Raw genomic sequence first — 13,337 nt, forward strand, 5'->3', positions numbered from 1 at the left:
CCCGTACGGACGAGCGTGTGCCGCTCGTCCTGTGCGGCCCTCGATCGCGGGCGCACCGCTTCCCTGGGGGAAGCGGTGCGCCCGTGGCGTGTCCGGGGCCGGTCCGCAGCCCGGACGTCACACTTTCGCGGGCCGGATCGTCAGTGTGGCGACACTTCAACGAAGGAGGAGCCATGACGTCGCCCATCCTGGTGACCGGCGGCACGGGCACGCTGGGACGCCTGGTCGTCTCGCGGCTGCGGGACGCCGGCGCCGACGTCCGGGTGCTCAGCAGGAAGAGCCGCCCGGCCGAGAACGGTGTCACCTACGTGACCGGCGACCTAGCCAAGGACCAGGGCATCGGCCCCGCGGTCGAGGGCGTGGGCACGCTCGTGCACTGCGCCAGTGACAAGAAGGGTGACGCCGACGCCACCCGCAACCTGGTCCGCGCGGCCGAGGCGGCGGGGGTCGCGCACCTCGTCTACATCTCCATCGTCGGCGTCGAGGACGTCTCGTTCGGCTACTTCAAGTCGAAGCTGGAGTCGGAGCGGGTGGTGACCGCCTCCCAGGTGCCGTGGACGCTGCTGCGCGTCACCCAGTTCTACGACTTCATCCTCAACGGGGCGCAGAAGGCGAAGAAGCTGCCGCTGGTCCCGGTGCCCGCGGGCTTCAGGGTGCAGCCGATCGACCCCGAGGAGGTGGCGTCCCGGCTCGCCGAGCTGGCCCTGGACAAGCCGGCCGGGCGGGTGCCCGACCTGGTGGGGCCGCAGGCCACCGACGCGGTCGCGATGATCCGCGCGTACCTCAAGGCCGTCCACCGCGGCTCTCCGGTGGTCCCGGTGTGGATGCCGGGCCTGGGGAGGATCCGGGCGGGCGGCCTGCTGCCCAAGGGCCCGCGCGACGGGTACGACACGGCCCGGGTGACCTGGGAGGAGTTCCTGGCCGCCAGGCTGGGGTGAGAGCGGCCCGGAGGGACGAGGAAGCGGAAGACTTCCCGTCGGGGCAGACGATTTCATAGGAAATGACCGAACTGGATACCGAACATCCCAGTTATGAACGTGATGTGACTTGTCCCATAGGCTGGGTTTCGCAGTGCGTGACGGCGGGGCCCGGTGGAGGAATATGACCATGGACGAGACCGAACGGCTGGCGGAGCGCTTCGAGGCGTACCGCCCCCATCTGCGGGCGGTCGCCTACCGGATGCTGGGCTCGCTGAGCGAGGCAGAGGACGCCGTGCAGGAGTCCTGGTTCCGGCTCAGCCGCTCGGACGTGAACGCGGTGGAGAACCTGGGCGGCTGGCTGACCACGGTCGTCGCCCGCGTCTGCCTGGACATGCTGCGCTCGCGCGAGTCGCGGCGCGAGGACCTGCTGGGCGAGCGGCCACCGCCCGTCCACCACGGCGCGCACGAGAGCGCGGACCCCGAACAGGAGGCGGTCCTGGTCGACTCGGTCGGCCCGGCGCTGCTCGTGGTGCTCGACACGCTCTCCCCGGCCGAGCGGCTCGCCTTCGTCCTGCACGACATGTTCGCCGTCCCCTTCGACGACATCGCCCCCGTGGTGGGGCGCTCCACCATCGCCACCCGGCAGCTCGCCAGCCGGGCGCGCCGCCGGGTGCAGAACGCCGAGGCCGCGCCCACCGCGGACCGGGGCCGCCAGCGGCAGATCGTCGACGCCTTCCTCGCCGCCTCGCGCGGCGGCCGGTTCGACGAACTGCTCGCCCTGCTCGACCCGGAGGTCGTCGTCCGGGTCGACGGCGCCGCCCTGGCGATGGGCGCGAGCGGCGCCCTGGGTGCCCAGGCCGTCGCCAAGACGTTCTCCGGACGGGCCCAGGTCGCCCAGCTCGCGCTGGTGGACGGGGCCCCGGGCATGGTCTGGGCGCCGAACGGAAGCGTGAAGGTGGTGTTCGACTTCATCGTCGTGGACGGCCGGATCGCCGCGATCGACATGCTCGCGGACCCCGGACACCTGGACGAAATGGACGTGAAGATCCTCGCGGAGTAGCCGGCGGCCGTCCCGGAGCGGGCGCGGAAGGGGCCAGGAAACCGGGAAGCCCCCCCTGTTTCCCCTCGGGAAACCGCTGGTTCTCATGGTGAGCCCCCCCCCCGAAAGCCCGCTCCACCCGGCACGCTCCATGCAACACCAAGAGGCGCAGCCCGGCCATCCGGCCGTGCTGCGCCTCTGTCGTTCCTTGAGCGGACCGCGAGCCGGGCCGGACTCAGCCGCGCCGGACCGCCATCCGCTGCCGCGCCGCCTCGGCGAGCGCCGTGAACGGGCTGTCGTCGTCGGACTCCTCGGCGTGCCACTGCACACCGACCGCGAACGGGTGGCCGTCGACCTCGATCGCCTCCACCGTCCCGTCCTCGGACCAGGCAGTCACCGTCAGACCCTCGCCGACCTGGTCGATGACCTGGTGGTGGTGGCAGGGCACGACGTCCTTCTTGAGGAAGTCGGCGATGAGGCTGCCCGGTTCGAGCCGCACCTTCTGCTGTCCGTACTCCTTCCCGCCGGGGGAGTGGTTGTCGTGGCCGACGATGTCCGGCAGGTGCTGCTGGAGCGTGCCGCCGCGCAGGATGTTGATGAGCTGCTCACCCCGGCAGATACCGAGGGTGGGCAGGTCGTCCGCCAACGCGGCCTCGATGAGAGCGAGTTCGGCCCGGTCGCGGGTGGTGTCGTTCCAGCCGGTCTTCTCGTGCTTCTCCTGCCCGTACAGCGCCGGGTCCGCGTCGGGACCCGCGAGCAGCAGCAGACCGTCGAGCCCGCCGATGGTCTGCTCGATGCCGGGCTGCGGTGCCAGCAGGACCGGTATGCAGCCGGCGTCGGCGACCTTCTGGACGAACGTCTGCGGAACGAACGTCGCGTCCATCTCGAAGATCGCGAACTTGATCTGGGTCACGACGGCCGTGATGCCGATGACGGGCCGGCGTGTGCGGTCCAGCGAGTTCAGGGTCTCGTTGACGGCGGAATGCACAGTGCACCTCACAAAGGGTCAGATCTTGAGTACGGGGCGGAACTCCGCCTCGTGGTGGGTGATCCACTCGGCGTACGTGTGGGCGGGGCGGCCGGTGACGAGGCCGACGGTGGGCAGGACCTCCGCCTCCACGCCCTGCAACTTCTCGCGGCGGTCGAGGAGTTGGTCGGCCACGTGTCCGGAGAGGTAGTTGACCATCGCCGCGCGGACGCGTGTCCGAGGCACCTCCTGGAAGCGGGTGGGGATGCCGAGCGCGTCACCGAGCATGCGCACCCGTTCCTCCTGGCTGAGCGACTGCGGTCCGGTGATCGAGTGGATCGTGCCGGATTCCGCCGCGAGCAGGGACTTCACCGCGACCGCCGCGATGTCGCGCTCATGGATCGGCGCCATCGCGGAACTTCCGTACACACCGTGCACCACTCCGTCTTTGGCGATCTGGGGTATCCAGAGGAGATCGTTGGACATGAACGCGCTCGGCCGCAGGAACGTCCATGACATTCCCGACTCGACGACTGCCTTCTCGCACGCGATGTGCGGCTCTTCGGCAGCATAGGTGACCGCCTCGGAAGACAGCATGACCACATGTTGCACCCCGGCCCGGGCGATGGCGTCGACCGCTCCCTGGAGCTCGCCGAAGACCGGCCACAGATAGAGGCGTTCAACTCCCCGCAGCGCCTCGGTCAGGGTCTCGGGCCGGCTCAGATCGGCCGCCAGTACCTCCACTTCGCCCGGCAGGGCGCACTTGGCGGGGTCGCGGGCGATGGCCCGTACCCGCTCCCCCGATTTGAGCAGCTCGTCGACGATGTTTCTGCCGACGTTCCCGGTCGCGCCGGTTACCAAGATCATGTCTTCTCCCGTGGTCAAGGGGACGTCCGACGGATGTCTTGCATCTTGCGAAGGCAACGCATACGGGCACAGGTATTCCGGCCACAGGTGATCCGGGCCCCACGCGTTCCGGGCAGCGGAAAGCGCGCGGGGGGAAAAGGGCGGCGAACGGCCGCGCGGGGGAGGGGGAGGGGGAAGGGGAGCGGTGGGGGCGGCGCCGCGGATCACCGGACGGAGAGTTCCGTGAACAAGTGACCGGCCGGTAAGCAGGCGGTCCGTGAAAAGGCGTTTCCGCAGGGAAGCGCCGGCCATGAGGCGGCACTGCCTCATGGCCGACGGGTGGAGCGGGGGAGTGCGCCTACTTGGTCCTGCTCTCGGAGAGGTTGATCCGCCAGGAGACCCCGAAGCGGTCGTTGACCCAGGCGAACTTGGCGCTGAACCCGTAGGTGCCGACCGGCATGATCACCTCACCCTTCTCGGAGAGGCCCTCGAAGACCCGGTCGAACTCCTCGTCCGAGTCGCACTGCACGTACACCGCCATGGCGGGAGAGAAGGAGTAACTGTCCCAGGGGGCGTGGTCGGAGCCCCGGGCACCCTCCGGCGGAATGTTGATGCACATGAACTGCTGGCCCGCCAGGGTGAAGACGGCGTGCTGCAGGGTCCCCTCCACCCAGCCCGGCTCACCGGCCCGGGCGCGAATGGTGTTGATCACCTCTGAGCCGTCGAAGAGGGACGTGTAGAACGTCACCGCCTCCTCGGCATCCTGCGGGAACGCCAGAAAAACCGTGAGCTTCTGCGTGACTGCGGAGGACATCGCTCTCCTTATTAAGCCTGGTGTTCTGCGTGGATCACCCTTCCAACATCCATTTCTCCGAGTCAAGAGGGCAACCGCGGAAAGTCGATGTCGAGCGGCCCATTGGATCTTGAACTCGCACCGGCTATCCGGAACAAGCCACTTCGGTCTGTTGAATACGTCATTCCTATTCCGTTTTACCGGCCTCTCCCGAAGGGCGGAAAAAGATCACCGAGAAGTCCGGGGCGTATTTCAAGAAGGTTTACTCAAGTGGCCCAGGGGGCGTCCGAAGAGATCATGAAAAACAGCAGGACCCATTCCCCTTGACGCCCCTGATCGCCGAGTTGCAGACTTCTTCGGCGGCCCGAAAGGTCTTTCGTGTGAGCCGCTGGGCATGATCATTCAACGCTCCGTTTCCGATCTCGACAGGCCGATTGAGCGGCGTCGTGGAGCGTTGCGAGTGGATTCCCGAACCGCTGAATTCGATCTCGCATATCTCATCCAGGAGGACGAAAAATGGGAACTGGCGTGATCATTGCCGGTGCCGGACCCGTCGGGCTGATGCTGGCCGGCGAACTGCGGCTGAACGGCGTCGACGTCGTTGTCTACGAACAGAGAGCCACCCCGAGCGGAGAGTCGCGCGGAGTCGGGTTCACCCGGCGGGCCGCGGAGGTCTTCCACCAGCGCGGACTGCTGGCCCGCTTCGGGAACATCGAGATCGGCAACGAGGGCCATTTCGGCGGTGTGCGCGTCGACTTCACCGCCCTGGAGGACAACCACTTCGGGATCCGCGGGGTGCCCCAGTACCGCATCGAGGAGATCCTGGAAGCGTGGGCCACCGACCTCGGCGTCGACGTGCGCCGCGGATACGAGGTGGTCGACTACCGGGAGGGGCCGGACGACATCACCGTGGTGGTGGACGGTCCGGACGGCCGCGCCGAGCACACCGCGCTGTACCTGGTGGGCTGCGACGGCGGGCGCTCGCGGATCCGCAAGCTGGCCGGCATCGACTTCCCCGGGCGCGAGGCCACCCGCGGTATGTACGTGGCGGACGTCGTGGACCGCCCCGACATCAAGCCGCGGGTGATCGGCGAGCGGGTCGACGGCGGCATGGTGATGGCGATCCGCCTGGAGGAGGGGGTGACCCGGATCATCATCCACCCCGCCAAGCTCACTCCCCGCGACAGCGGCAAGGTGACCTTCACCGAGATCGCGGACTCCTGGCAGGAGCTCACCGGGCAGTCGCTGCACGGGGCCGAGACGAAGTGGGTGAGCGCGTTCACCAACGCCACACGCCAGGCGGCCGAGTACCGGCGCGGCCGCGTCCTGCTCTCCGGCGACTCCACCCACATCCACATCCCGGCCGGTGCCCAGGGGCTGAGCGTCGGTGTCCAGGACGCGGTGAACCTCGGCTGGAAGCTCGCCGCCACCGTCAACGGCTGGGCGCCCCAGGGACTGCTCGACACCTACCAGGCCGAACGGCACCCGGTGGGCGAGAAGCTGCTGCGCAACACCCTCGCCCAGGCCTCCCTCTATCTCACCGGTGACGAGATGGAGCCGATGCGCGAGGTGATGCGCGAGCTGGTGCAGTCCCCCGACGCCGCGCGGCGCCTGGCCGGGCACGTCAGCGGCCTCGGCATCCGGTACGACATGGGCGGGGCGGCGGGCCATCCGCTGCTCGGGCTGCGCATGCCCGACCGCGAGGTCAAGCTCGGGGACGGCTCCACCACCCGCGTATCGGAGCTGCTGCACCGGGCGCGCGGTGTGCTGGTCGTCGCGGACGGCAGCACGGAGCCGGCCCGGCTCGCCGAGGGCTGGTCCGACCGGATCGACATCGTCACCGGCGCGAGCTGGTCGGACCGGGTGGACATCGTCCCGGACGGCTGGGTCCCGGCGGACACGGCCGAGGGGACGACGCCGGACGCCGTCCTCATCCGTCCCGACGGGCACGTAGCCTGGGTCGCCCCGGACGGCGGCGAGCTGCTCGACGCGCTCGCCCGCTGGTTCGGCTCGCCCCGCTGAGGCGGCGCTCCGGCGCGGCCCGCCCACCCGCAGGAGGTCCGGTGATGGTCCGGTGATCGAATTCGTGGAGGCAGACGAGACCACTCCTTATGCCCGGCAACTGCAGGAGCGGACCGGCCAGGTGGTGCTGGTCAACACGTTCACGGTTCCCCAGGGCAGGACCGAGGAGTTCCTGGCGCTCTGGCGCGAGGACGCCGCATACTTCACGCGGCAGCCCGGCTTCGTCTCCACGCAGATGCACCGGGGCATCGCCGGCAGCCGCATCCTGGTGAACATCGCGGTCTGGCAGTCCGCCGCCCATCTGGCGGCGGCGCACGGCAACCTCCAGGTCCGCCCCGGCGGTTCGGCGTACCCGCGAGGGTGCACGGTCTCGCCCCATCTGTACGAGAAGGTCGCGGTCGACGGCATCTGCGGCGACTGACGCTTCGCGGGCCCGGGGCCCGTCACGCCGATGTGACGGGTTCCGGGTCTGTTCTCGGCCAAGAAACCGGCCAAGTTCACGCCAACGGGCTTCGGGCGCCCCGCCGTCCCGGGCCGCGCGTGCGGGGGGCCGGGACCCCCACGACGGGGGAGCGTCCCGGGCGCATCACGAGTGCGAAGCCGATCACTCCCCCGGAATGTGCGATTCCGGCCCCTCTTCTGACGCTCCCTGACGTCCGGCCCTCCTCGGTGGACCGATTCCCCCGGCTGTTCACCTCCGACGGTACAGAAGGTTGTCCGCACTTGACGGAACCTGAACTTCCGCTCTGTTCGTCCACCGTTTGCCCCCGGAGAAGCGAGGCCTTCCGTGCTTCTCCGGGGGCCCTTCGGGCTGCCCGGCCGGTGCCTCACGCGCGCGTGAACAGCCTTGTCCCGCAAGGGAATCCGGGCCCGGCGAACCCGCTCCGGGGTGGTTGACAAGGCCTCTCCCGTCGCCTTTCATTTCGCACACCGGAAGTGGATTCCGGTTCCGATTCATTGCGAGGGGGCGCAAAGTGAGTCTGGCCGAGCAATCAATTGACGATCAGTTACTGAAGATCCACGCGGCGGACCTCGACGAGGTCGTGACCTCCATGGTCTGGATCGAGTCGCATCCCGCCGGTGAAGTACGCATCGACTCCCTGGTCTTCGAGGACTCGCCCCGTCTCGGCGGTGCGGACGAGGACCACGTGCGCGTGCTCGCCGAGGCCGGCGACTCGCTGCCGCCGATCACCGTCCACCGCTCGTCGATGCGCGTCATCGACGGCACCCACCGGGTGCGCGCCGCGCTCCTCAACGGCCGGACCACCATCCAGGCGCGGATGGTCGACTGCGACGAGGGCGCCGCGTACGTCCTGGCGGTCAAGGCCAACGTCACCCACGGTCTGCCGCTGTCGCGCTCCGACCGCTCGGTCGCCGCCGCGCGCATCATCATGACCCACCCGCAGTGGTCGGACCGGGCCGTCGCCGCCGCCGTGGGCCTCTCCGACAAGACGATCTCCCGGATCCGGGCCCGCTCCTCGGCGGACGCTCCGCAGTCGAACGCGCGCCTGGGCCGCGACGGCCGGCTGCGCCCGCTGGACAGCGGGTACCGCCGCCAGCAGGCCGCCGCGATGATCCACGAGCGGCCCGACGCGGGGCTGCGCGAGGTGGCCCGCGCCACCGGCCTCTCCCCGGCCACCGTGCGGGACGTGCGCCAGCGCATCGACCGAGGCGAGGACCCCGTGCCGGGCCGCTACCGCACGGCTGCGGGCCAGAGCCCCGCGCCGGGCACGCCCGTGGTGCCCCGGCAGACGCAGCGGGCGGTGAGCGCCCGCAGCGAGCGGCGGGAGGTCACCGTCGACCGGCAGAAGCTGCTCGCCAAGCTGAGCGAGGACCCCTCGCTGCGGCTCAACGAGGCCGGCCGGCGCACCCTGCGCTGGCTCCACCACTACACCGTGGAGCCCGAGGGCCTGGAGACCCTCGGCCGCGGTCTGCCCGGTCACTGGGCACCCGAGGTCGCCGACCTCGCACGCAGCTGCGCCGCCGCCTGGCAGACCCTTGCCGAGCAGCTCCAGCAGCGGGCCGAGTGAGCCGGCCGGGCACCGGCCGTGGCAGCGCCGCCACGCGCTGAACACCGCGCACACGCCAGAGGGCGACGAGGAGGAGTGCTGGTCGCGGGCCGAACGCCCGCGTCGGCACTCCTTCCGCCTGCCCGTGCAACTGCGGCACACCCGCATCGGTCCGTCGGCGGGCGGATCATCGATACGTTCGAACAGCTGCCCAACCAGCCGCCGTATCCGTCAGGTTGGAAAGGCTTCAACGCGCTGACGTAACCAGGAGGCTGTCCGTGTCCCCTTACGCAGATACCCGCGACAACGGCCCCCGGACGGGGGTCTGGTTCATCGGAGCCCGCGGCTCCGTCGCCACCACCGCGGTCGCCGGCTGCGCCGCCGTCGCCGCCGGACTCCAGAGCGCCACCGGCATGGTCACCGAGAGCCCCGACTTCGCCGGCGCCGGCCTTCCCGAGCTGTCGTCGTTCGTCTTCGGCGGCCACGACGTGGCCAGCAGCCCGCTGCCCAAGCGCGCCGAGGAACTGGCCGCCGGAGGAGTGCTCCCGCACACCCTGCCCGCCGCCGTGCGCGCCGAACTCGCCGCCGCCGACGAGGAGATACGCATGGGCGGCCCGCTGCCCGGCGACACCCGCGACGACGAGGAGCTCATCGACGCGTTCACCGCCGACCTCACCGGCTTCGCGCGCCGCACGGGCGTCGCCCGTACCGTCGTGGTCAACGTCTCCTCCACCGAGCCCGCGCCCACCGGGGACGACACCCGGCTGCCCGCCTCCTCGCTGTACGCGGCGGCGGCGCTGCGCGCCGGGTGCGCGTACGTCAACTTCACCCCGTCGACCGGACTGCGCCATCCGGCCCTGGAGACCGCCGCCGAGCAGGCCCGCGTCCCGTACGCGGGCCGCGACGGCAAGACCGGGCAGACCCTGCTCCGCGCGGTGCTCGCGCCGATGTTCCGCCAGCGCGCCCTTGCCGTACGGGCCTGGTCCGGCAGCAATCTGCTCGGCGGCGGGGACGGGGCCTCGCTCGCCGACCCGGCGGCGGCCGCCGCCAAGAACGCGGGCAAGAACCGCGTCCTGGAGGACACCCTCGGCACCCTGCCCGAGGGCGAGGTGCACATCGACGACGTGCCCGCGCTCGGGGACTGGAAGACCGCCTGGGACCACATCGTCTTCGAGGGCTTCCTCGGCTCGCGCATGGTCCTCCAGACGATCTGGCAGGGCTGCGACTCGGCGCTCGCCGCGCCGCTCGTCCTGGATCTGGCCCGCCTCACCGCCCGCGCCCACGAAGCCGGCCTCACCGGGCCCCGCCCGGAGCTGGGCTTCTACTTCAAGGACCCGGACGGCGGCTCCTCGGCCCTCGCCGAGCAGTACGGCGCCCTGCTGGCGTTCGCCGAGCGGCTGCGGGAGGTCCGGTGAGGCAGGGCTTGCGCGACTGGGCCGAACTGCTGCGCGTCTCCGCCCTGTTCACCGTGCCCGGCGACGCCCTCGCGGGGGTGGCGTCCGCCGGGCTGCGCCCCGACCGGCGCACCGCGCTCGCCGTCGGCTCCTCGCTGTGCCTGTACGAGGCGGGCATGGCCCTGAACGACTGGGCGGACCGCGCGGAGGACGCCGTCGACCGCCCGCACCGCCCGATCCCGTCCGGCCGGGTCAAGCCCGCCGCGGCCCTGGCGGCGGCGGCCGGCCTCACCGCCGCGGGCCTGGCGCTCGCCCACCGCGCGGGCCGCCCGGCCGCTTTGGTGGCCACCGCGCTCGCGGGCACGGTGTGGGCGTACGACCTGCGCCTGAAGCACACCGCGGCGGGCCCGGCGGCGATGGCCGCGGCCCGCTCCCTGGACCTGCTGCTCGGCGCGACGGCCACCGGCGGCACGGTGGCGCGGCCCTCCCTGCTTCCGGCGGCGGCGCTGGGCGCGCACACCTACGCGGTCACCTCCGTCTCCCGGCACGAGACGCAAGGCGGTTCGGTGGCCGCGCCGCTGGCGGCCCTGGCGGGAGCGGTGGCCCTGGGCGCCCTGACGGCCCGCCGCACACCGTGGCCCGGCGCCCCGGGCGGTGGCCGCCACCGGTCGAGGCCAGGAGCTCCGCACGGCGGAACGGGTACGGACGACGGGGCCGCGGTCCCCGGCCGCGGCCTGTCGCGGGGCGGAGTCCCGGTGACCTCCCCCCGGGACGCGGCCCGGGTCGCGCTCGCCGCCGCCTACGTGGCCACCGCGGCCAAGCCCTCCTTCCACGCCGTCCTCAACCCCTCGCCCCCGCTCACCCAGCGGGCGGTCGGCGGCGGGATCAAGGCGATGATCCCGCTCCAGGCGGCCCTCGCGGCGCGGGCGGGCTCGGTGCGTACCGCCGCCGCCCTGGCCGGGCTCATCCCCGTGGCCCGCACGCTCGCACGAAAGGTCAGCCCCACATGAGCCTCCGCCTCGGCTACGGCACCAACGGCCTCACCGACCTGCGCCTGGACGACGCCCTCGCCCTCCTCGCGGACCTCGGGTACGAGGGCGTGGGGCTGACCCTCGACCACATGCACCTCGACCCGCTCGCGCCCGAACTGCCCGCGCGCACCCGGGCGGTGGCCCGCCGTCTCGCCGAGCTCGGCCTCGGCGTGACCGTGGAGACGGGCGCCCGGTACGTCCTGGACCCCAGGCGCAAGCACGGCCCCTCCCTGCTCGACCCGGACCCGGACGCCCGGGCCCGGCGCACCGCGCTGCTGGTGACGGCCGTCCGCGTCGCCGCCGAGCTCGGCGCGCACGCCGTGCACTGCTTCAGCGGGATCACGCCCGGGGGCACCGACGAGGACACCGCCTGGAAGCGTTTGGGAGAGGCACTCGGCCCGGTCATCGACGCCGCCGCGGAGGCGGGTGTTCCGCTGGCGATCGAGCCCGAGCCCGGTCATCTCCTCGCCACGCTGGCCGACTTCCACCGGCTTCGCGAGCACCTGGGTGACCCGGAACCGCTCGGGCTCACCCTCGACCTCGGGCACTGCCAGTGCCTTGAGCCCCTGCCGCCCGCCGAGTGCGTGCGGGCCGCGGCGCCCTGGCTGCGGCACGTCCAGATCGAGGACATGCGGCGCGGGGTCCACGAGCACCTGCCGTTCGGGGACGGAGAGATCGACTTCCCGCCCGTCCTGGCGGCGCTGGAGGCCACCGGATACCGCGGCCTGACCGTCGTCGAGCTGCCCCGCCACTCCCACGCGGGCCCCGAACAGGCCCGCCGCTCCATCGAGTTCCTGCGTCCGCTCGTCGCGGACGCGGACGCGGCTTCGGCCCTGAAGGGAGTCTGGTCGTGACACCTCGTGCGGAACTCGACGCGCGCTTGGGCGGCGCCGCCCGTGCCTGGCTCGACGAGGCGCTCGCCGAGGCGGCCCACACCGCCGAGCGCCCCTCCGCCGAATACGGCACCGCCCCCTGGGAGCTGCGGTTCGCCTCGGCCGGACGCCACCTCGGCCCCGACGCCGGCGTCGTCGACGACGCCCGCGTCCTGCTGCTGCGCACCGCCCGGGTGGACGCGGCCACCGCGACCCGGCTCTATCAGCAGGGCAGCGCCGCCGAGCGCCGCGCGGTCCTGCTGGCCCTCCCCGGCCTCGGTGTCGACCCGGCGGCCGGGGTGCCCCTCGTCGAGGACGCGCTGCGCGCCAACGACACCCGGCTGGTGGCGGCCGCCGTCGGCCCCTACGCGGCGGCCCACCTGGACCCGCACACCTGGCGGCACGCCGTACTGAAATGCCTCTTCACCGGCGTGCCCGTGGCCGCCGTCGCCTCCCTTCCCGAGCGCGCCCACGGCGACACGGAACTCGCCCGGATGCTCGGCGACTACGCCGAGGAGCGGGCCGCCGCCGGCCGCCCCGTCCCCGACGACCTGCACCGCGTACTGGCCCTCACCGGGGCCGAGGAGTCCTGACCATGCGTATCTTCGACCCGCACATCCATATGACGTCCCGCACCACCGACGACTACGAGGCCATGCACGCGGCGGGCGTGCGCGCGGTCGTCGAACCCGCCTTCTGGCTGGGCCAGCCCCGTACCTCGCCCGCGAGCTTCTTCGACTACTTCGACGCGCTGCTCGGCTGGGAGCCGTTCCGGGCCGCGCAGTACGGCATCGCCCACCACTGCACGATCGCCCTCAACCCCAAGGAGGCGAACGACCCGCGCTGCACGCCCGTCCTCGACGAACTGCCGCGCTACCTGGTCAAGGACGGCGTGGTCGCCGTCGGCGAGATCGGCTACGACTCGATGACGCCCGCCGAGGACCACGCCCTGGCCGTACAGCTCCAGCTCGCCGCCGAGCACGGCCTGCCCGCGATGGTGCACACCCCGCACCGCGACAAACTCACCGGTCTGCGCCGCACCATCGACGTCGTCCGCGAGTCGGCGCTCGCCCCCGACCGGGTGCTCCTCGACCACCTCAACGAGACGACCGTGCGCGAGGCCAAGGACAGCGGCGCCTGGCTCGGCTTCTCCGTCTACCCGGACACCAAGATGGACGAGGACCGGATGGTCGCGATCCTCGACGAGTACGGCCCGGAGAGGGTGCTGGTCAACTCGGCCGCGGACTGGGGCAGGAGCGATCCCCTGAAGACCCGCAAGGTCGCGGACGCCATGCTGAAGGCCGGGTTCGACGAGGACGCGGTGGACCTGGTCCTGTGGCGCAACCCGGTCACCTTCTACGGGCTCAGCGGGCGTCTCGACCTGTCGGTGGCGGCGCCGGAGGCCCTGCACGAGGGCAACTCCATCCTGCGCGGCGGCGAGTAG

At 71.8% G+C, this 13,337-nt stretch carries 13 protein-coding genes; 10 read left to right on the plus strand and 3 right to left on the minus strand.

Annotation, left to right across the window (positions count from 1 at the left end):
- Window positions 1-173 precede the first annotated feature (173 nt).
- Window positions 174-938, plus strand: coding sequence for an SDR family oxidoreductase (locus tag ACZ4MU_RS25155; RefSeq protein WP_467880662.1), 765 nt, complete (start codon window positions 174-176; stop codon window positions 936-938).
- A gap of 169 nt (window positions 939-1,107) precedes the next feature.
- A complete protein-coding gene (locus tag ACZ4MU_RS25160) occupies window positions 1,108-1,980 on the plus strand; it encodes a sigma-70 family RNA polymerase sigma factor (protein WP_467880665.1) in 873 nt (290 codons plus the stop codon).
- Between the two features lie 214 nt (window positions 1,981-2,194).
- Here the strand turns inward: ACZ4MU_RS25160 and ACZ4MU_RS25165 are convergent, their stop codons facing one another.
- The 3 genes from ACZ4MU_RS25165 to ACZ4MU_RS25175 all read right to left on the minus strand — a co-directional run bounded on the left by ACZ4MU_RS25165 (window position 2,195) and on the right by ACZ4MU_RS25175 (window position 4,586).
- Window positions 2,195-2,947, minus strand: a complete 753-nt coding sequence (locus ACZ4MU_RS25165) for a gamma-glutamyl-gamma-aminobutyrate hydrolase family protein (RefSeq protein WP_467880667.1) — start codon at window positions 2,945-2,947, stop codon at window positions 2,195-2,197.
- Between the two features lie 18 nt (window positions 2,948-2,965).
- Window positions 2,966-3,793, minus strand: coding sequence for an SDR family oxidoreductase (locus ACZ4MU_RS25170; protein ID WP_467880670.1), 828 nt, complete (start codon window positions 3,791-3,793; stop codon window positions 2,966-2,968).
- A 337-nt stretch (window positions 3,794-4,130) separates the two neighbouring features.
- Complete coding sequence (locus tag ACZ4MU_RS25175; protein WP_467880673.1) at window positions 4,131-4,586, minus strand: VOC family protein; 456 nt, start codon at window positions 4,584-4,586, stop codon at window positions 4,131-4,133.
- A 495-nt stretch (window positions 4,587-5,081) separates the two neighbouring features.
- On the opposite strand from ACZ4MU_RS25175, the gene ACZ4MU_RS25180 reads away from it, so the two are divergent.
- The 8 genes from ACZ4MU_RS25180 to ACZ4MU_RS25215 all read left to right on the plus strand — a co-directional run bounded on the left by ACZ4MU_RS25180 (window position 5,082) and on the right by ACZ4MU_RS25215 (window position 13,337).
- Window positions 5,082-6,587: an FAD-dependent monooxygenase gene (locus tag ACZ4MU_RS25180; RefSeq protein WP_467880676.1), complete on the plus strand. Its 1,506-nt coding sequence runs from the start codon at window positions 5,082-5,084 to the stop codon at window positions 6,585-6,587.
- A gap of 52 nt (window positions 6,588-6,639) precedes the next feature.
- On the plus strand, window positions 6,640-7,008 hold the full coding sequence (locus ACZ4MU_RS25185) for an antibiotic biosynthesis monooxygenase family protein (protein WP_467880679.1): 369 nt from the start codon (window positions 6,640-6,642) through the stop codon (window positions 7,006-7,008).
- A gap of 553 nt (window positions 7,009-7,561) precedes the next feature.
- Window positions 7,562-8,617, plus strand: a complete 1,056-nt coding sequence (locus tag ACZ4MU_RS25190) for a hypothetical protein (RefSeq protein WP_467880681.1) — start codon at window positions 7,562-7,564, stop codon at window positions 8,615-8,617.
- A gap of 251 nt (window positions 8,618-8,868) precedes the next feature.
- Window positions 8,869-10,011, plus strand: coding sequence for an inositol-3-phosphate synthase (locus tag ACZ4MU_RS25195; RefSeq protein WP_467880958.1), 1,143 nt, complete (start codon window positions 8,869-8,871; stop codon window positions 10,009-10,011).
- Window positions 10,008-11,000, plus strand: coding sequence for an SCO3242 family prenyltransferase (locus ACZ4MU_RS25200; RefSeq protein WP_467880684.1), 993 nt, complete (start codon window positions 10,008-10,010; stop codon window positions 10,998-11,000). Before ACZ4MU_RS25195 ends, ACZ4MU_RS25200 begins: the two co-directional genes overlap by 4 nt.
- Window positions 10,997-11,875, plus strand: coding sequence for a sugar phosphate isomerase/epimerase family protein (locus tag ACZ4MU_RS25205; protein ID WP_467880687.1), 879 nt, complete (start codon window positions 10,997-10,999; stop codon window positions 11,873-11,875). Before ACZ4MU_RS25200 ends, ACZ4MU_RS25205 begins: the two co-directional genes overlap by 4 nt.
- Window positions 11,866-12,486: an EboA domain-containing protein gene (locus tag ACZ4MU_RS25210; protein ID WP_467880961.1), complete on the plus strand. Its 621-nt coding sequence runs from the start codon at window positions 11,866-11,868 to the stop codon at window positions 12,484-12,486. The genes ACZ4MU_RS25205 and ACZ4MU_RS25210 overlap by 10 nt, the downstream gene beginning before the upstream one ends.
- 2 nt (window positions 12,487-12,488) lie before the next feature.
- Window positions 12,489-13,337, plus strand: coding sequence for a TatD family hydrolase (locus ACZ4MU_RS25215; RefSeq protein ID WP_467880690.1), 849 nt, complete (start codon window positions 12,489-12,491; stop codon window positions 13,335-13,337).

Source organism: Streptomyces sp. NPDC026377, assembly GCF_055567715.1.